Origin of the sequence: Candidatus Caldatribacterium sp. SIUC1 (genome assembly GCF_051549785.1) — a bacterium.
GTDB lineage: Bacteria > Atribacterota > Atribacteria > Atribacterales > Caldatribacteriaceae > Caldatribacterium.
Genome location: NZ_CP189974.1, coordinates 1,326,263 through 1,345,503, shown reverse-complemented (window position 1 = coordinate 1,345,503; position 19,241 = coordinate 1,326,263). Strand labels below are relative to the sequence as shown.

At 55.7% G+C, this 19,241-nt stretch carries 18 protein-coding genes; all 18 read right to left on the bottom strand.

Annotated features, from left to right (window positions below; all coding sequences use genetic code 11):
• Nucleotide 1 precedes the first annotated feature (1 nt).
• The 18 genes from proC to mraZ all read right to left on the bottom strand — a co-directional run bounded on the left by proC (nt 2) and on the right by mraZ (nt 19,210).
• Nucleotides 2–799 carry a pyrroline-5-carboxylate reductase gene (proC, locus tag ACP6EK_RS07030; protein ID WP_438314578.1) on the bottom strand — a complete coding sequence of 266 codons (798 nt, stop codon included), beginning with the start codon at nt 797–799 and terminating at the stop codon, nt 2–4.
• Nucleotides 800–1,501: a YggS family pyridoxal phosphate-dependent enzyme gene (locus ACP6EK_RS07025; RefSeq protein ID WP_438314575.1), complete on the bottom strand. Its 702-nt coding sequence runs from the start codon at nt 1,499–1,501 to the stop codon at nt 800–802.
• Entirely contained in the window at nt 1,440–2,990 is a 1,551-nt protein-coding gene (locus ACP6EK_RS07020; protein WP_438314572.1) for a radical SAM protein, read from the bottom strand. The genes ACP6EK_RS07025 and ACP6EK_RS07020 overlap by 62 nt, the downstream gene beginning before the upstream one ends.
• 91 nt (nt 2,991–3,081) lie before the next feature.
• Complete coding sequence (ftsZ, locus tag ACP6EK_RS07015) at nt 3,082–4,137, bottom strand: cell division protein FtsZ (RefSeq protein ID WP_438314569.1); 1,056 nt, start codon at nt 4,135–4,137, stop codon at nt 3,082–3,084.
• 23 nt (nt 4,138–4,160) lie between these two features.
• The gene (ftsA, locus tag ACP6EK_RS07010) at nt 4,161–5,375 is read right to left on the bottom strand and encodes a cell division protein FtsA (RefSeq protein ID WP_438318942.1); all 1,215 of its coding nucleotides are present in this window, start codon (nt 5,373–5,375) and stop codon (nt 4,161–4,163) included.
• Nucleotides 5,376–5,419: 44 nt separating this feature from the next.
• Nucleotides 5,420–6,028 (bottom strand): cell division protein FtsQ/DivIB, encoded by a 609-nt coding sequence (locus tag ACP6EK_RS07005; RefSeq protein ID WP_438314566.1) that lies wholly within the window; start codon nt 6,026–6,028, stop codon nt 5,420–5,422.
• 103 nt (nt 6,029–6,131) lie between these two features.
• Entirely contained in the window at nt 6,132–7,025 is an 894-nt protein-coding gene (murB, locus tag ACP6EK_RS07000) for a UDP-N-acetylmuramate dehydrogenase (RefSeq protein WP_438314563.1), read from the bottom strand.
• Between the two features lie 8 nt (nt 7,026–7,033).
• Nucleotides 7,034–8,425 (bottom strand): UDP-N-acetylmuramate--L-alanine ligase, encoded by a 1,392-nt coding sequence (murC, locus tag ACP6EK_RS06995; RefSeq protein ID WP_438314560.1) that lies wholly within the window; start codon nt 8,423–8,425, stop codon nt 7,034–7,036.
• Nucleotides 8,419–9,516, bottom strand: a complete 1,098-nt coding sequence (gene murG, locus ACP6EK_RS06990; RefSeq protein ID WP_438314557.1) for an undecaprenyldiphospho-muramoylpentapeptide beta-N-acetylglucosaminyltransferase — start codon at nt 9,514–9,516, stop codon at nt 8,419–8,421. The genes murC and murG overlap by 7 nt, the downstream gene beginning before the upstream one ends.
• On the bottom strand, nt 9,517–10,689 hold the full coding sequence (ftsW, locus tag ACP6EK_RS06985; RefSeq protein ID WP_438318939.1) for a putative lipid II flippase FtsW: 1,173 nt from the start codon (nt 10,687–10,689) through the stop codon (nt 9,517–9,519). It abuts the gene before it with no gap.
• Nucleotides 10,652–12,007 carry a UDP-N-acetylmuramoyl-L-alanine--D-glutamate ligase gene (gene murD, locus ACP6EK_RS06980; protein WP_438314554.1) on the bottom strand — a complete coding sequence of 452 codons (1,356 nt, stop codon included), beginning with the start codon at nt 12,005–12,007 and terminating at the stop codon, nt 10,652–10,654. Before murD ends, ftsW begins: the two co-directional genes overlap by 38 nt.
• Before the next feature lie 5 nt (nt 12,008–12,012).
• Complete coding sequence (mraY, locus tag ACP6EK_RS06975; protein ID WP_438314551.1) at nt 12,013–12,975, bottom strand: phospho-N-acetylmuramoyl-pentapeptide-transferase; 963 nt, start codon at nt 12,973–12,975, stop codon at nt 12,013–12,015.
• Entirely contained in the window at nt 12,968–14,362 is a 1,395-nt protein-coding gene (locus ACP6EK_RS06970) for a UDP-N-acetylmuramoyl-tripeptide--D-alanyl-D-alanine ligase (protein WP_438318937.1), read from the bottom strand. Before ACP6EK_RS06970 ends, mraY begins: the two co-directional genes overlap by 8 nt.
• The gene (locus ACP6EK_RS06965; RefSeq protein WP_438314548.1) at nt 14,346–15,866 is read right to left on the bottom strand and encodes a UDP-N-acetylmuramoyl-L-alanyl-D-glutamate--2,6-diaminopimelate ligase; all 1,521 of its coding nucleotides are present in this window, start codon (nt 15,864–15,866) and stop codon (nt 14,346–14,348) included. The genes ACP6EK_RS06970 and ACP6EK_RS06965 overlap by 17 nt, the downstream gene beginning before the upstream one ends.
• Nucleotides 15,863–17,554: a peptidoglycan D,D-transpeptidase FtsI family protein gene (locus tag ACP6EK_RS06960; protein ID WP_438314545.1), complete on the bottom strand. Its 1,692-nt coding sequence runs from the start codon at nt 17,552–17,554 to the stop codon at nt 15,863–15,865. Before ACP6EK_RS06960 ends, ACP6EK_RS06965 begins: the two co-directional genes overlap by 4 nt.
• A gap of 2 nt (nt 17,555–17,556) precedes the next feature.
• Nucleotides 17,557–17,895, bottom strand: a complete 339-nt coding sequence (locus ACP6EK_RS06955; RefSeq protein WP_438314542.1) for a hypothetical protein — start codon at nt 17,893–17,895, stop codon at nt 17,557–17,559.
• Nucleotides 17,892–18,782, bottom strand: coding sequence for a 16S rRNA (cytosine(1402)-N(4))-methyltransferase RsmH (rsmH, locus tag ACP6EK_RS06950; RefSeq protein ID WP_438314539.1), 891 nt, complete (start codon nt 18,780–18,782; stop codon nt 17,892–17,894). The genes ACP6EK_RS06955 and rsmH overlap by 4 nt, the downstream gene beginning before the upstream one ends.
• Nucleotides 18,779–19,210, bottom strand: a complete 432-nt coding sequence (mraZ, locus tag ACP6EK_RS06945) for a division/cell wall cluster transcriptional repressor MraZ (RefSeq protein WP_438314536.1) — start codon at nt 19,208–19,210, stop codon at nt 18,779–18,781. Before mraZ ends, rsmH begins: the two co-directional genes overlap by 4 nt.
• Between the last annotated feature and the right edge of the window lie 31 nt (nt 19,211–19,241).

Here is a 19,241-nt window from a genome sequence, read left to right as displayed (position 1 = left end):
CTCACCCCAAGGAAAGCTCCTGAGCCCTCTGATACGCCGCCTTTACGCCCTCCATAAGAATCCCGCGAAAACCTGCCCGTTCAAGAACGGAGAGGCTGGCTATCGTCGTTCCCCCAGGAGACGCCACGAGATTCTTCAAAACCCCAGGGTGAAAACCCTTTTCCTTGAGAAGGAGTGCCGTCCCGAGAACCACCTGCGTGACAAGACGCAGACTCTTTTCCCAGGGAAGACCAGCCTGTACCCCTCCGTCCATCAACCCTTCAACAAAGAGCGCCACAATACCAGGGCCGCTCCCGCTCAAAGCGGTGAGAAGGTCTATCTCTTCTTCGCCTGTTTCAAAAACCCACCCCAGTGAAGCAAAGAGGAAGAGAAGTTCCTCCCGATATGGCTCAGGAATCTCGGGAGAAAAGACGACGGGAACAACCCCTTCTCCCACCTCCACACAGAGATTCGGCATGACCCGGACAACGCCCACAGAGGGCGCAAAGTGCTCCCGCAAATCCTTAAGAGGAACTCCAGCAACAACCGATACCAGAACTCCTTCCTGCCATGAGGAGAGAAGTCGGGCTGCTTCAGGAACATCTTTGGGCTTCACCGCAAAGAAGACGAACTTTGGGGGATAGAGGAGAGGGTGTTCCACCCACTCAACACCGCAGGAGGCCGCAAGGTCCTGAGCTCGCTCCAGCACACGATCAAAGAGGAGAAAACGGTATTTCGTATGCCACCTGTCTCGAACAAGACCTCGAACAAGAGCACTCCCCATGTTGCCACATCCAAGAAAGAGAATGTTCTCCCCCATTCATGTCCTCCTCTCACCGAAAATTGCCCTTCCCAGACGAACCATCGTTGCTCCTTCGAGGATGGCCAGATGGTAATCGTCACTCATCCCCATGGAGAGTTCCGTCAGGGAGACTCCGGGGATATTCAGGGCGTTCACCATGTCCTTAAGTTCCCGGAGACGTCGGAACACCCGACGGATACCCTCCTCACTCTCTCCCAGGGGTCCGATGGTCATCAGTCCCACAATGCGCAGTTCCGACAGAGCGGCAACTCTCCTCACAAGTTCAGGGAGTTCTTCTTCCCGCACTCCCCCCTGGGTCTCCTTTCCTGTAAGGTTCACCTCAAGAAGCACTGGATATCCACCCCTTCCAGCGCTTCTCAGGCGATGACTCATTTCCCTTCCGAAATCCTCCCGGTCCAGCGAATGGACGCAATGGAAGTGCTCGAGAATCTTTTTAATCTTATTCCGCTGCATACGACCAATAAAATGCCACTCCACATCCATCCCTGCAAAAACGGGCATTTTCTTCATTGCCTCCTGGACGCGGTTCTCGCCGAAAACGCGTATCCCGCATGCCAGGGCTTCTGCCATGCGCTCTGTATCCACACCTTTGGTTACGGCGACAATTTTCACTTCCTGAGGGTTTCTCCCAACCCTCTCACAGGCGGCAACAATGGTTTCCCGCACCCGTTCGATGTTCCGGCTCACAGAGTCCTTCATGTGACCGTCCCTCTCCATTCCCGAGTGCCCAGAGACGCACAACGCTCCAGGGCTTCAACCCCTCTTTCCAGGGAAGCCTCGGCCACTCATGTTCATCCCGCCCCAAGGCAGAAAGGATTCTCCGCCAGGAGGGAAGGGAAAGGAATCGTTCTCCTTCAAGGAGTTCAGGAAGGTACCTTGCAAGAGCTCGATCCCCCCGGGCGAGGATGAGCTCCACCCATGCCCTGCGAGGGCTTTCCCCAGAAAAAGCAATCCGCATTTTTCGGAGCCCGCGTTCGAAAATCTCCTTTTCCTTTTTCCAGCGTCCAAAGGACTCGGCCTTGCAATCCTCCAAAAACGTGTGGGGCTTGGGCACGAGGAAACTGTAGGAAACCCAGAGCCGAGAAGGAGAAGGGGCAAGGCGAACGAGACGGGCCAGAAATTCGAGATCGGCCTCAATGGATGCTGCATCAGGCTTCCCAAGCATAAAATAGAGCTTCACCCTGGCAAAGCCTACCCTGAGGCATTCGAGAATCAGTTCCAGCCAATCATCGTTGGAGAGCCCCTTTCCCAGAAAAAGTCGGAATGAAACGTCTCCGGTCTCTGGAGCGAGGGTAATGGTCTCAAGCCCTCCTCTGCGAAGGAGTTCCAGAAGGTCGCTTCGCCCGTAAAGGTCCTTTCCCACAAGGGACGAAAGCGTGAGCTTTTTCCCCGAGCTCCGAAGGAAATGCACCACCTCAGGGAAAGCAGGGTACCCCAGAACATCGGAACCCACGAATCCGACTTTCTCCGGTTGCCACTCTAGGACCTTACGAATCATGTTGAGGACAAGCTCCAAAGACCTCTGGCGGAAGGGTGCATAAATGCAGCTCCCGGCACAGAAACGGCAACGGTATCGGCAACCCCTGTTGAGCTCCACAAGAGCTGTGTTTCGGAAATGCGCGAAGGGGGTGTAAATAAAGGTCCGTGTTTCGAAATCCTCAAGGCTCGCCCACTGACGGTACACAGGGAAAGGCGCTCCATGGGATATCTCGAGGGTCCGAAGGACACTCCGCTCATACACAGGGGTGTAGAACTCTGGAACATAAACTCCAGGAATGCGGCTTAAGGCAAGCTTCACTTCCTTTCGAGTTGCTCCCTTTGCTTTCCAAAAAGCCCATACCGTGAGAATCTGAGGAAGAGTGACTTCTGCCTCCCCAATAACTGCAACATCCACAAAGGGAGCCACGATCTCTGGATTCAGCATGACCAGTGGACCACCGACAAGGACAAGGGGGTCTTCCTCCTGTCGCTCTTCAACAAAGAGGGGAATGTGCGCCTGCTGCAGCATGAGAAGGAAGGGGAAAACGTCAAGCTCAAAGGAAAGGGAAAAAGCAGCAAGATGAAACGCCCTCAGGGGCAAATGCGCAATAAGGGACCGGGAACCGGTGTCACTGAAGAACCGATCCCCCCACCACCCTGAAGCCTCAGAAAGGATACGAAAAAGCGACTGGAAACCAAGGTGCGCCATTCCGAGACTGTAAGCCCCAGGAAAACAAAGGGCAAGACCATACTGCCCGCTTTGTGGAAGGAGAAGGCCCTGCTCATTCACCACAGCAACCCTACGGCTTTCTGGTTTTACGGAGAAAAGCTGGTGCATCAAGGTCCTCAGGAGGAAATGCCTCGGAGAACTCCGGGGCCTGGGTTTCTCCCATCTCCTGGGCATGGTCAAATCCCGTGGCGATAACTGTGATTTCGAGTTCATCCTTGAGGTGGTCATCGATAACCGCACCAAAGATAATATTCGCCCCTTCCGAAGCAGCGCTGCTTACGACTTCAGCGACCTGGCTCACTTCCCAAAGCGTGAGATTCGCTCCCCCCGTCACATTGAAAAGAACGCCCCTGGCCCCACGGAAGGGAATCTCAAGAAGGGGACTTTCCACGGCCATGCGGGCGGCCTCTTTCGCTTTGTGTTCTCCCGACGCCCTTCCCACTCCCATGAGGGACATCCCAGCGTTTTCGAGAATTGCCCGCACGTCGGCGAAGTCCAGGTTGATGATTCCCGGAACCGTGATGAGGTCAGCAATGCCCTTCACACCCTGGAGCAGAACATTATCCACAATGCGGAACGCCTCCTTAAGGGAGACCGAGCCGTCCACAACCTGGAGCAACCGATCATTGGGAACGACAATAAGGGCATCGACATTCTGCCGCAGGAGAGCAATACCCTCCTCGGCCTGACGCATCCTCTTCGGACCCTCGAAAGAGAAGGGTTTCGTCACCACAGCAACGGTGAGAATGCCCAGTTCTTTGGCGATTCTCGCAACAACCGGCGCACCTCCTGTACCTGTCCCTCCTCCCATGCCTGCGGTGATAAAAACCATGTCGGCCCCTTCGAGAACTTCAAAAATTTTGTCCCGGTCTTCCTCTGCGGCCTTCCGTCCGATTTCAGGATTGGCTCCAGCTCCAAGCCCCCGGGTGAGCTTCGCTCCAATCTGGAGCTTCACATCCGCTAGAGAACGGCGCAGAACCTGAACATCGGTATTCACAGCCACAAAAGTCACGCCTTTGAGCCCGGCCTCAACCATCCGGTTTACCGCGTTTCCGCCGCCTCCACCGACACCGATGACCTCTATCCTCACCTCTCCATTGGTCGGTTGACTCCGCCGTGACGCCATTCTCCCCAACCTCCGTCCATTCCTCACTCCATCATGAAGTAGTCTCTGAGACGTTCCACAAACCAGAACCTCGCGCGATGCAAACCCTCAAAAAGGTTTGATCGCCTCTTCTGCACGGTCTCAAGAACAGCAAGCTGTAGGAGTCCACAAGCAGTGGAAAACATTGGGCTGGTGATTGTCTGTACCATACCAACGTAATTCGTGCTTTCGGGATACCCCAACCGAACGGGAACTTTCAAAAAGGACGAAGCGAATTCCGCAATACCATCAAGGAGCGCTGTACCTCCGGTGAGCACTATACCCCCCTGAAGGAATTTCCCCCATCCTGACGAGCGAAGCTCCTGGGCAAGAAGGGCAAAAATCTCCCGGACTCTTGCCTCGATGATCTCACAGGCATACTTCCGGCGCACCGCCTGGAGCGCTGTCCCTCCAAGGTCCCGCACTTCCACAACCTCGTCATCGGGAATATGCCGGCTGAAAGCACAGCCATAATGGACCTTTACCCGCTCTGCCTCATCCCGCGATGTGCGCAGACCGACAGCAAGGTCAGAGGTAATGTGTTCTCCCCCAACAGGGAGTACCTTGGAGAAGCGCGGGCTCCCCCCGTAGAACACCGTGACGTCCGTCGTTCCACCTCCAATGTCCACCAGGGCAACACCGATTTCCTTCTCGGTAGAGGAGAGCACAGCCAGGGCAGATGCAAGGGGCTGGAAAGCAATCCTCACCACATCAATGCCCGCCTGCTGAAAGCTTTTCATAAAGTTGTGGAAGTGGTTTTCCTGAGCAAGAACGAGGTGGGTACGCACCCGAAGTTGTGTCGCCACCATGCCCACAGGATCAGCAACGCCCTTCTGGTCGTCCACAATGAACTCCTGCGGGAGGAGATGCAGGACCTTTTGCGCTTTCAGGTCAACCTTGGCCTTGGTGCTTTCAATGACGTTCTCTGTATCCCTTTCAGTAATTTCCCGTCCTCCTCGCCCCAAGAAGAGCTCCCCTTCGAGATTCAGAGAAACCACACAATCACCGGCTATACCGGCGTAGACAACATCAGGGGGAACCTGGGCAACTTCCAGGGCTGCAAAGAACGAGTCCCGGAGGGCCCGTGCCACTTTCCCGATATCGACAATGCGACCCTTTCGGATTCCCTGAGAGCTGCTCAAACCGACTCCCAGAATCTCAAGAGCAGAGCCTCGCCTTCTCCCAATGAGTGTACAAATCTTGCTCGTGCCGACATCCACAGCCCCCACGGTAAGAGAGCTTCCTTGAGTCTTTGACCAAGCCTTCAAAAGCCCTCACCTTCACCCGGCGCAATCACCATGTCCTCCCCTGGACGGAGATCAAACCCCCGGACCTTCAGGGACTTTACCCGCACGTCCCGCAAGTAAGACCGGAGGAGTACGGCTTTTTTCCGGACGTTCGAGGCTCCCTCGCATTTTATAACTATACCATTTTGGAGCCTCAAAATAAACAGCCTCTCATTCACCGCCTCAATTTCACGAAGCGCCACATCGAATTCCCTCTGCCACACTTCGACAAGGTCCAGGACCTCAGAGAGCAGTCCCCCCTCCTGGGAACGAAGCACCACCCGTATGAGCTCGTTCTCAGCAACGCCCACACAGGGTACCTTGACCCCTTCCCGATCGATGCAAAAGGTCGTTCCCTTCCCCTCGACCAGGATTTCAGGCCTGCGCTCCTCAATAATCACTCGAAGCGTGTGGGGGAAAACCTTCTCCACTCGAACCCACCGAATCTGGGGAATCCGCTGCAACCGCCGCTCGATTTCCCAGGATCGGATGGCAAAGATGTTCGTCCTCCCCTCTTCAACCTGGAGGAGTTTCCGAACGCTTTCCTCCTTAAGGAACTGGCACCCCACAATCTCCACAACATTCACGCGGAAAAGAGCGCTTCTGAAAAGAAGGGCAAAAACTCCGAAGGAGATGCAGCCCACAAGGAGGTAAAAAAAAAGATTTCAAAGAAGGCAAGGGTTCTTCTGGTCATCGCCAGAGCTCCACCTCGTTCTCAAGCCATATTCCTGTTCGGCGATAGACTTCTCTCCGAACCCACTCCATGAGGTACTCAACCTGCCAGGCTCGAGCTCCCCCAAGGTTCACGATGAAATTCGAGTGCTTTGGAGACACCTGGGCCTGGCCAAGGCGAAGCCCTTTGCAACCAGCCTGCTCAATGAGACGGGCAGCGTACTCCCCCGGGGGATTGCGGAAAACACTCCCTGCCGAGGGCAACTCAAGAGGCTGGGAGTTCTTCCGCAGAAGGGAGAAATATCGGACCTTTTCCTCGGCCTGTTTTCTCTCCTCCGGAAACAGCTGGAACACCACCTTGACGACGACCATGAACCCCCCTCTGAGATTCGACCCCCTATAGGAAAAGGAAAGTTCGTTTCTCCCCCACCAGCGCATTTCCCCGTTCCTCTCTCGCACGAGCACTCGCTCAACGAGCTCCCCCACCTCTTTGCCAAAACATCCCGCATTGAGGACCACCGCACCCCCAACAGTCCCCGGAATTCCCGCAAGGAACTCACAGCCCCCAAGACCGTGCTCCATGGCAAACTGCACCAAACGGCCCAGAATCACTCCTCCACCCGCCTCCACCTGTCCTCCAGAAAGAAGCGAACACTCGGCAAGGCGGCCTCCAAGGCGGACCACAACCCCCCGAAAACCCCGATCACTCACCAGGATGTTCGATCCTCTTCCCAGAATCCGCCAGGGAATCTCGAGCCGGTCACAGTGATTGAGGACCGTGGTGAGCTCTTCTTCACTCCCGGCCTCAACAAGGGCAAGGGCTTTTCCTCCAATACGCCAGGTCGTCAGCGTCCACATCTCGGGGTTTTTTAACCACCGGATTCCAGAAAAAGAACGCAATAGCTTCTCCACTCTCTCTTCTATGCTGTGAGCATTGTTCCAACCTTCCATACGTCTCCCGCGCCTATGGTGAGGATTGTGTCACCCTCCTGAGCCATCTGGAGGCACACTGCCGCAGCTTCTTCAAAGGTCGAAGCAAGATGAACGTGAGGGAAACCCGAGTCCACAAGTACTCGAGCGATGAGCTCCGTCGAAACCCCCGGGATGGCCGGTTCTCCCGCAGAGTAAATCGGAAGAAGCACCACGTAATCCGCAAGCTCCAGGGCCCCCGCCATCTCTCGATACAGCCTCTTCGTCCGGGTATACCGGTGAGGCTGAAAAACCGCCACAATCCTCCCCGGGGTTTGTTCCCGGGCCGTCTGGAGAACCGTCCTGATTTCCGTAGGGTGGTGGGCGTAGTCATCCACCACCAGGGCACCGTTCACCGTCCCCAGGCGCTCGAACCTCCGTTTGACCCCCCGGAAAGTCTCCAAAGACCCGGCAATAACCTTTACCTCGATTCCGAGTTCCATCCCCACAGCAATACAGGCCAGGGCGTTACTCACGTTGTGGCTTCCAGGAACACGGAGCGAGAAAACGGCTACACGCCGGTTGTGACGAAAAACCTCGAAAGAGGATCCTTCCTCCCCCCTGGCAATGACGTTCCCCCGATACTGCACTCCAGGGTTTTCCACGCCATAGGTGATCAGGGAAGGAAAGCTCTGTGTCCCAAGAACATCCCGGACACCGGGATGGTCTCCACAGACCACCCGGAACCCGTCCTCCTTCACGTTCCCCAGAAAACGGGCAAAAGCCTTCTTTTCCTCCTCCATGCTCCCGTAGAACTCCACATGGTCATCCTCGATGTTCGTCACCACCGCACAGAAAGGGTGGAGCTTGAGAAAGGATCCATCGCTTTCATCAGTCTCGGCAACGAAGAACTCTCCCCGTCCCGATTTCGCGTTTCCCCCAATGTCCTCAAGCTCTCCCCCCACAAGGACGGTGGGGCTGAAACCTGCAACCTCGAGGAGAAGGGAAATCATAGACGTTGTGGTTGTCTTTCCGTGGGTTCCGGCCACAGCAATACCCTTTTTCGGGTTGAAAAGGAGAGCCAGCACATCCCCCCGGTGGAGCACCAGAAGCCCCTTTTCCCGGGCCGCCACGAGCTCCTCGTTCGAAGGAGGAATGGCTGAAGACACCACCACCGCCTCCACACCCTCAATCTGTTCCGGGCGATGGCCAACGAACACCCGTACCCCTCGAGCTCGGAGGCGACGCACAGCTTCGTTCTCCACAAGGTCTGACCCACTGACGATGTGTCCCCGCTCGTGGGCCAGAAGGGCAAGCCCGCTCATGCCTGTCCCCCCAATGCCGATAAAGTGCAGCCGGCGGGGGAGAACGCTCCAGCTTTCAGAAAAAACCCCGCTCAACATCCTTCCTCCCCTGGCAGGTCGAGGATTTCCCGAGCAATACAGGCAGCACTGTTTCGAAATTGCATACGGTGACTTTCACTTTCTGGAAAACCCGAGGGCCTGTTGAGTAATCGCAAGAACTCCCGCGCCAAAAGGGGTGCCTGGAGTTCTTCTTCGGAAAAGACCACGGCAAGGCCCTGTTTGGCGAGCCACTGGGCATTATACCACTGGTGATTTTCTGTCGCTTCCCGGTAAGGCACGAGGATACTGGGGATACCAAAGAAAAAGAGTTCCGTGACAGTGTTGGCCCCGGCCCGGCAAAGAGCGACATCCGCGGCAGCATAGGCCATTCCCATGGAATCCAAAAACGGAAACACACGATAGGGGAAGGGTTGCTTTTCAGCGTATTCTGCAATCGAGGCAAAGTCTTCTGCTCCGGCGATATGGACCACCTGGATCGTCTCCCTGGGGAGAAAGTCAAGGGCCTCAAGAAAGACTCGATTTAGGAAACTCGAACCCCGGCTTCCTCCAGCAACAAGAAGAGTTTTTTTTGATCTGGAAAGACCAAGAAGAGCACAGGCCTCCTCTTTTCTCCCTTCCCAGGCCATGACTTCCTCCCGGAGGGGATTCCCCGTCACCTCGACCCTCCCCCGAGTCCTTAAGTATTCCTTTGTTTCCTCAAAGGAAAGGAAAACCTTCCTTGCCCATCGAGCAACAACACGATTGGCAAGACCAGGATAGACATTCTGCTCGTGAAGGTAAATAGGAACACGAAGAATTTTTGCCCAAAGCCCTCCCAGAAGAGAGAGATAGCTCCCCATGGCAAAGAACGCCTGTGGACGGTACCGGAGAAAATACCAGCCCATGGCACAGAACCCGAGGAAGTTCTCCCCAAGCATCCGGAACATGTGCAACCCAATGCGCCTGTCCCACCCCCGCGCCGAAACGTAGAGAACCGGAAAACCACAGGAAGCAATAACCCTGGCCTCAAGACCCCTCCGAGTACCGAGGAAGAATACCTCATGGTCCCCAAGCTCCCTGAGCTTTTTCGCCACGCAAAGAGACGGGAAAACATGACCTCCCGTCCCTCCTGCAGCGATGAAAACCCTCACCTACTCCACCTTCCGCTTTCTCCTTCGAGCAACGTTGAAGAGGATCCCAATTTCTCCAAGTGTCACAAAAAGCGAAGAGCTCCCATAACTCACAAGGGGCAAGGTAATGCCTGTCACCGGGAGAAACTTGAGCACTGCTCCCATGTTAATCAGCGCCTGGAAGAGAATGCTCGCCACAATCCCCATGCTGAGAAGCGCTTCGAACTCATCGTCGCTCTGCAGAGCAATACGCCACCCTCGCCAGAGGATAATACCAAAGAGAACCGCCACGAGCGCTGTTCCCACGAAACCAAGCTCTTCTCCAATGATAGCGTAAATAAAGTCGGTGTGCCGGTCGGGCAGAAAGAAAAACTTCTGGCGACTCTCCCCCAATCCCCTTCCCCACAGTCCCCCAGACCCCAGAGCAACAAGGGACTGGAGAATATGGAATCCCTTCCCCCGGGGGTCACTCCAGGGGTTGAAGAAGGCTACAATGCGGTCCATCCAGTAATCCTTCCCAAAGAGGAGGAGGAAAAGCCCCAGGGGAGCAAGCACGGCAGCAACAAGGAGGAGGTGGGCGACGTTCCCTCCACCGAGGAAAATCATAACCAGAGCCAGAAAAAGAAGGAATAAAGCTGTGCCGAGGTCTGGTTCAAGAAGCACGAGAAGACACATCATCCCGACGAGGATGAGGAAAGGCACTACACCCCTCCAGAAGTCCCGCACCCGTTCCCTGTAGGTCACAAGCGCATCTGCCATGTAGAGGATAATGGCGAACTTTGCAAGCTCCGAAGGTTGAAAATTCAGCGGTCCAAGGTCAACCCAGCGATAGGCCCCGCCCCCAGCCCGTCCAATCCCAGGAACAAAGACGAGAAAAAGAAGCAGGAGGACGAAAAGGAGGAGCTTTTTGCTCATCTTCCGGAGGCGCTCCAGAGAAAGAAAAGTCGTCCCAAAACACCCCAACACCCCAAGGCCAAGGGCAAGGAGATGACGCTTGAGAAAGAAGAAGACGTCCCCATAGGCATAGAGCGCAGTGGTCATGCTGGCACTGAACACCATGAGGGATCCAAAAAGAGAAAGGATGAGAACGGCCCAGAAAAGCACCGGATCGACTTCCCACCACCACTGTACTTTCCGGAGCCGCGCCTCATACGCCTCAAGAAGGCTCTGGAAATGGACCTTTCCCCAGAGCACAGACAAGGGCTTTGAAATGTTCCCCTCGAACTTCAAAGTTCTCATAGGCATCCCAGCTCGTACAAGCCGGAGAAAGCAGCACGGTATCGCCCGGTTTTGCCTCCCGGCAGGCAATCTTTACCGCTTCTTCAAGGGACTCCACAGAAAACGACCGCACCCTGGGTGGTAAGAAGGCCTCGATGGTCTTCCGGGAAGCCCCATACACCACAACACATCTGACCTTTTCCAGAGCAAGGACCCCGGTGAGCTCGCTGAAGTCGGCAAGCTTTGCCTTCCCCCCCAGGATAACGATTAAGGGACCCGGAAGCGCCTCAATGGCAACCCGCGTCGAGGAAGGTGTTGTGGACTTCGAGTCATTGTAGTAGGCAACGCCATTCCATTCACCAACCCACTCAAGACGGTGGGGCAAGCCCCGGAAGGACCGCAATACTCCCTCAATGGTTTCCGGCTCCACTCCCAGGATCCTCGCTACCGCCACCGCCATGAGGATGTTCTCTCGATTGTGACGTCCAGGAAGAGAACACCCTTCAAGAGAAAGGATTTTCTGGGGAGGTACTCCACCCTCAAAGACCACATCCTCCAAAGCGTACAGACCCTCAAAGAGACGAACCCCAACCCCAAGCGGGATCACCCGGCCCCTTGCCACGCGACACCACCGTGCCTGCCACAGGGGGCGGGATAACGGAAAAAGCGCCCAGTCCTGGGGACGCTGGTTGAGGAATATACGACCCTTTGCCTGGAAATACGCCTCCATGCTGGGGTGGTAGTCAAGGTGATTTGGATAGAGGTTGAGAATCCCCGCGATGGAGAAGCGAGCAGTGTACACCCGCTCAAGCTGGAAACTGCTGAGCTCCACAACCCCAATCGCCGGGGGTTTTGGGAGAAGAACGCTCTCAATGAGAGGGGTTCCGAAATTCCCCCCCACAAAGACATCCCACCCGGCTCTTCGAAGGATCTCCCCAACGAGGGAGACAGTAGTGCTCTTGCCACAGGAACCGGTGATCCCCACAAGAGGGAAGGAGATATACCTGAAAGCAAGCTCGATCTCGCTGATGACTGGAATCCCCCGCTCCTCAAAGCGACAAACCACAGGGTGATTAGGGTGGACACCAGGACTCACCACGCATTCCTCTACCAGGGGGAGGATTTTCTCGATTTCCTGGAGGGTAATAGGAGTTACCAGAGGGTTTCTGGAAAGCCAGTCAGGAAAATCCTTTTCCTTGAGCCTATCGTCAAACACAAAGACTCTCTCTCCCTGGTTGAGAAGGAAACGAACCACCGCAAGCCCGGTCTTCCCAAGACCAATGATGCAGCGCATCGAACTCACCTCCAAAAACCGACGGAGGCGAGAAGAACCCCCAGCGCCTGGACTATCCACAGACGAACGGTAACCCGCATTTCCTTCTCTCCCCGTAGCTCAAAATGATGGTGGAGAGGACTCATAAGAAAAATTCTTTTCCCAAAAACCCGGAAGCTCAGGACCTGAAGAATGACCGAGAGCGTGTCTATGACAAAAACGATTCCGGAAAAGACAAGGAGCAGCGAATGTCCGGAGGCCAGCGCCAGAATCCCTATGAGGGCCCCGATGGGCAAAGACCCTGAGTCCCCCAGGAAGATTTCAGCTGGCCAGCAATTAAACCAGAGAAAGGCAAAAAGTCCACCTGCAAAAGCAAAGGCAAGCGCAGCAAAGGAGGACCGGTGCAAAAGCTCAAGAAGAACCCCCCAGAAAAGAAGTGTGAGAATACCGCAACCTGCCGCAAGACCGTCCAGCCCGTCAGCAATGTTAAAGGCGTTACAGGACGCCACAATGAGCAGTACACCGTAGAGGAAAAAAGAGGTCGGCGTGAGAGCAATCACCTTACTCGTGAAAGGAACAGCCAAGGCAGGAGGAAAGGAAGCCCTTCCCCACCACACCACCCCGCAGGCAAGAAGCACTTCAAGGATGAAGCGATATCGGGCCTTCCAGCCCCAGGGGTGTCCAAGAACGCTCTTCCAGTAATCGTCAAGGAACCCAAGGAGGAAAAAACCAGAGAGCAGAGGAATATAGGGGAAGAAATCCGGTACCGGAGACCAGAGAAAAGCCACAAGGAAGGCCACAAGGACCACAATGACCCCACCCATACTCGGCGTGTTCTCCTTGTGGAGGTGGATTGCCGGCCCCTCTTTTTTAATCTTCTGGCCGAGGGATTTCCGCCGCTGCCAGCGGATGAATAAAGGAAAAAGGACCATCCCCAGAAGCCAGGAGCAAGCGATTCTCAACCCTCCACACACGACAGGGTCAATCACCAAAACCACTCCTCCACTCATCCGGCATCATCGCCTCAAGCTCCATATCCCGGGAACCTTTGAGGAGAACCACCCATCCCTCCCGGGAAGTCGCTAAAGACCTGAGAAAGGTCCTGCCTTCTTCAAAAGAAGCGAGGATCACGAACCTTCCCCGTTCGACCTCGCGGGCAAATTCCCTCCGGGCAATGTCCACAAAGCGAGGGCCAAAAAGCAGGGCCTGCCTGATCGGTGAGGCCTGAAGGCGCTCAAGAACTTCCCGGTGGGCTTCCCCGGCGAAATCCCCAAGCTCCAGCATATCTCCCAAAACGAGATACGTCGAATACCCCCCCTGAGCAAATCGCGAAAGGAGATTCACTGCCTTCCGCATCGAGAGGGGATTGGCGTTGTAGGTATCATCGATCACCACACCACTCCCCCACCGGAAGAACCCTCCCCTCCCGGGGAGCTCTCGAAAAGCCCTCAAACTTTCCTGAAGTTCCTCAAGGGGCACACCTGCCTCGAGGGCGAAATGAATGGCAGGAAGACTCGTTACAGCCACCTCAAAAGCAAGAATCGGGGCTTCGAAGGAAAGATTTGTTCCCTCCCACGCCACAGTGAACTTCGAGAGCAAGCGGGAAACATCCAGCTCAAAAGAGGTCAGGCGAAGACGAGCTCTCTGACTTGCTCCAAAGGAGAAAACCTCCGCCTGAGGGACAAGGTCTCTCACCCTGCGCTCCTCAGGAATCCCCCGGTCCACATTGAGATACACCCTCCGCGTCTTCTCTCCCAGAAGCTTCAGCTTTTCCTCGACAACCTCTAAGACCGATCCCAAACCTTCAAGGTGACCTTCGCCAAAGGCGGTAAAGGCCACCACCTCAGGGCGAATGAGCCCTGAGAGAACCTCCATCTCGCCCTTCTCGCTTATGCCCGCCTCAACAACAACAAAGGCTGCATGCTCATCAAAGTTTGCAAAACTCGAAGACACTCCCACCACGGTGTTGAAGCTCTGGGGCGTCAGGGCCACGGAAAACCTCTGACCGAGACAGTGAGCAAAAAGATGCTTGCAGGTGGTTTTCCCCGCTGTCCCGGTGATACCAATCTTCACTCCCCTCAGGCGAGAGGAGGCATGCTTTCCAAGGGCAAGAAGCGCTTCTTCTGTACTGGGAACCACAAAAACCGTTGTCTCAGCAGCCTCTTCCCACCGCTCCGCCAGAACTCCTGAAGCTCCCCGCTTAAGGGCATCACCAATGAAAGCATGGCCATCGACCCTCCTTCCCCGAAGGGCCACAAAAAGCTGTTCTTTTTGACACTTTCGAGAGTCAATCGCCACCCCCTCGAAACTCGTAGCCAGGACTCTAAGAACCTCTGCCTGGGTAACCCCTCTGATTTCCTCAAGGGTGAACCGCATCACGCCCTCCCTCCGAAAAGAGCAGCCGCCAGGTTACCTCGTAATCGTTGTGAGGAATGCTCCTCGTAGCGTACACCTGGAAACGCTCGGGTCCCTTGCCAGCGAGGAACACCACATCTCCTTCCCGGGCAAGGGAAAGGGCAAGACGAATAGCCTCAACTCGATCGAGTACCACAAACCACTCAACAGGCTTTTCCCTGGCTATTTCCTCAATCCCCTGGACCGCGTCCTGTGCAGTCTGCAGGGGGTCTTCTCCCCGGGGGTTATCTGTGGTCACTATGCAGATATCGCTTAAAGCCGCCACCACCCTTCCCATCTGAGGACGCTTGCTCCTGTCCCGTTCCCCACCACACCCAAAGACGGTGATGAGACGGCGGGGCTTCAGGGCTTTTGCCGTCCTAAGAGCATGCTCCAGACCATGCCAGTTATGGGCAAAGTCGACGATAACTCTGAAACCCTGGGGAGCCTCGATGACCTCCCACCTCCCCGGAACCCTTCGGGGATGACGAAGACCCTCCTGAACCGCTTCCTGACAGACCCCAAAGGCAAGACCCACAGCAAGCGCCCCAAGAGCGTTATACACGTTATGCTTGCCTGGAAGAGGAAGGAAAACCTCAAAATGTCCCCAGGGCGTCAGTGCCTGAAAGGTGGAAGAAGCGTGATCCCACTGTACACGAACTGCCTGGATCTCGAGCCCCTTAAGGAAGCCAAAACGCAAAAAGGGAACCCCTAAAGGACGAACTATGGCAAGAATGTGCTCATCTTCCCCGTTGGCAACGACGACCCTCGGGAAGGGCTTGGAGAGATTCTCCTCCACCATTTCTGCAAGCCTTTTTTTGCTCTGCCAGTAGTGCTCAAAGGTCCTGTGGAACTCAAGATGCTCCGGAACGATGTTGGTGAAGACAGCGGCATCAAAAAGGATACCCTCCACTCTCCCCAGCGCAAGGCCATGAGAAGAAACCTCAAGAACCGCGTGGCGAATCCCCAGGGTTTCCATCTTCCGGAGCGACTGGGCAAGAAAAAGGGACTCCATGGTGGTATTAGGGGGTTCCCACTCAAAAGGACCGACAATGTTCCGGGCCGTGGTCAGAAGGCCGCAGGGCATCCCGCCTTTTTCGAGAATACTCTGGATCAGGAAGCAAGTCGTGGTCTTCCCGTTCGTCCCCGTAACTCCAACGACATGCATTCTCTGGGAGGGGAAGCCGAAGAAGGCGTGAGAAGCCAGGGCCAGGGCCTTCCGGCTCTGTTCCACACAGACCCAGGAGATGTCTTCCCCCAGGGTAAGGAAAGGCTCTTCCCTTTCCCCTACAAGGAGTCGGGCCCCTCGACCAACGGCCTCCCGGAGAAAAGCATGCCCATCACAGGAACTTCCCACAAGAGCAAAAAAGGCGTATCCCGGACGGACGTCTTTTGAATTCTGCGCTATGCCCACGATTTCCTCTTCCCAATCCCTAATGCGGGCCTTCACGTAAGAGAAACTTGAGAGGAACTCTCGAACCCTCAAAACGCTTCGACCTCCGCCCGCTCAGGAATAACCCCTCGATACCGGAGAATGCGCTCCGCCACTTCCTGGAAGACCGGCGCTGCAATATCTCCACCGTAGTACTCTCCCTGGGGTTCATCAAGGACCACGAGTACTCCGAAGCGAGGGTCAGGAAGGGGGAAAAACCCTACGAAAGAGGAATAGTATACCCCCGGAACGTACCGCCCACCCTGACCGGCTTTCTGTCCTGTTCCGGTCTTTCCCGCAATGCGGTACCCCACAACCTGTGCCTTCTTCCCTGTTCCCTCAGTCACCACTTTCTCCATCATGGAGAGCACAAGACGTGCCGTTTTCTCCGACACAACCCTTCGAACCGGGGAAGGAGGGAATGCTTCAAGGGTATTGCCCAGTGCATCCGTTACCCTCTGCACAAGGCGCGGTCGCATGAGCATTCCCCCATTGGCAAGGCTCGAAAGAGCCACAAGAAGCTGCAGGGGTGTGACCATCATCTCCTGTCCTATAGGTATGGCACCGATGGAAAGCAAAGACCATTTCTCTGGCTGACGCAAAAGGCCCTCTTCTTCTCCCGGGAAAGGAACACCCGTTCGTTCTCCCAAACCGAAACCCCTGAGATACCTGTAGAGTTTTTCTTTCCCCAGCCTCTGGGCTACGGAGATAATACCAACGTTACAGGAATTTATCAACACGTCTTCAAGTTTTTCTTGACCATGAGCCTTGATGCACCGTATCCGGTGATTGTGTACACGCGTTGCCCCGGAGCAATAAAAGGTGTCCCCCAGAGTGACTACGTTCTCCTCAAGGGCGGCTGCAAGCACCAGGGGCTTCACCGTCGAACCGGGCTCAATCACCATGCTGACGGCGTAGTTCCTCCAGGCTTCAGGGGGAAATTCCTGGAAACGACGATTGTCAAAGCTCGGACGGGAAGCCAGCGCAAGGATGTCCCCAGTCTTTGGATCGTTCACGATGATGACCCCTCGCTTGGCCTTCGTCCTTTCCATTGCCCGATCGAGTGCCTCTTCGACGAAGAACTGTATTGTGGCATCAATGGTGAGATGCAGATTCTTCCCCTTTTCAGGGGGATGCAGGGTAACCGTCGTAGGGATTTCCTGCCCCAGAGCATCGCGCTCAAAAGTCACGTACCCGTCTTTCCCCCGAAGGAGGTTGTCGAACACGTACTCCAGGCCTTCCAGGCCCTTGCGGTCTTTTCCCACAAACCCAAGCACGGCGCTCAAAAGGGGTGCTTTAGGGTAGAAGCGCCGGGTTTCCCGAACCCAGTACACTCCGTCCACCCGAGCCTCTCTCAGTGCGTTCCCTACCGATGACGGGACTCCTGCCCGGAGAACGACGAACGAGGCATGAGCAGATAGCCGCTCGCGCAGTCTTTCTTCGTCTTCCGCAAGGAGGGGTGCCAGCCGGGCTGCGGCTTGAGAGGGGTCGGGAACAGCGCGGGGACAGGCATACACCGTCAGCACCTCAACATCCTTGGCCAGCACCTCACCGTTCCGGTCAAAAATTTCTCCCCGGAGGGCAAGGAGTTCATCAAGGGTGAAACGACGAAGGACCTCCTCACGGTACAGGTGGTGGTTGAGAATCTGGAGATAGAAGAGGCGGAAAACCACTCCGCCCAGGAGGAAAAAGAGCAGAGAACTCAAAAACGCGGCCCGCCGGATGAAACTCTGGGAAAGCATCGTCACTCTTTTTTGCGCTTTGACCCCGGATGGTAGGCAACGTGAATTTCGCCCTCTTCTTTCCCCAAGATTTCCTTCCCCACCACCGCGTATACAACGCGCTCTGGAGGCACCATGCCCAGGCGTTGCTCGGCAATGGAACGGATACGTTCAAGGGATGAAAGGGTGGCCACCTCAGACTCAAGGCGTTCCTTCTCTGCGACAAGGTCTTCAAGCACCACCCTCTTTTGAGCCACAAGGAAACTCTTCTCAAGGACCAGAGCCTGCATGCCAAGATACAACATGGCTACCGAAAAGAAAAACAGCAATGCCCCTCCCCAAAGCCACCGCATCCGCTTCATGCTTTCCCCTCCAGAAAACTCACCCTCTCCGCAGCACGCAACCTGGCACTCCGGGCCCGGGGATTCCGCTGAACCTCTTCTGGTGAGGGAAACACGGGCTTTCTGGTTACTTCCCGAAGGGAAGAACTCTGCCGAAAGTGGCGCTTCACCAGACGATCCTCAAGGGAGTGGTAACTCAAAACCACCACCCGCCCTCCCTCCTCAAGAAGCTCGGGAAGCTGGGTAAGAGCTCGCTCAAGCTCTCCAAGCTCGTCATTCACCACGATACGAAGGGCCAAAAACACCCGGGTTGCCGGATGAATCTTCCTCCGCGGGGCAACACGAGCAACGAGCTCCGAGAGTTCCGTTGTGGTTGCAATCGGCTTCTTTCTGCGGTAACGGACAATGGCCCGGGCAATACGACGAGCGTATTGTTCTTCCCCAAAACGGAAGAAAAGTTCCGCAAGCTCGTCCTCTGAAAGGGTATGGAGAAGATCAAAGGCCGTTTTCCCCCACGACGTATCCATCCTCATGTCCAGGGGTCCCTCCCTGCGGAAACTGAACCCGCGCTCGCTTCGTTCAAGCTGCCATGAAGAAACCCCCAGGTCAAAGAGGATTCCCCGCACCTTTTGCACCCCAAGAGGGGCGAGGACGTCTCTGAGGCGAGAAAACCGTTCGTGAACGAGGCGTACTCGCGAAGCAAAGGGCGCAAGAGTCTTGCGCGCCACATCCAGAGCTTCTCTGTCGCGATCAATCCCCACAAGCATCGACGAGGGTCCCAGGCGCTCAAGGATGGCTCTGGCATGTCCGCCTCCACCCACGGTAGCATCCACGTAGACTCCCTCTCCCCGGAGGAGAAAGTGGCACACCTCCTCCACCATGACCGGTTCGTGGAAGAACACCGTCATATTCCCGTATCCACAATGTGTTCAGAAATCTCGGCAAAACGTTCCTCAACCGTGCTCACGTACTCCCGCCACAGTTCTTCTCCCCAGATCTCAACCCGTGTCCCCACACCGATGAGCACTACCTTGCGCCCAATACGGGCATACTCGCGAAGATACGCTGGCAGCGCTATACGACCCTGAGCATCCAGGGTGGTTATGGCTACCGTGGAGAGGAAGAGGCGGGCAAAATCCCGGGTTTCCTTCCTGGTAAGGGAAAGAGAGGCAATTTTCGCATAGAGACTACCCCAGGAGTCCTCAGGATAGAGGAAAATGCACCGCTCGATGCCCCGGGAAAGGTACACCTTTTCCCCAAGCTTTTCCCGGAAAGCACTGGGAATGATGATGCGCCCCTTTTCGTCGACCCCATGGGCATACTGCCCGACGAACACACCCCTCCCCCTTCCTCCACTTTGCTCCCCT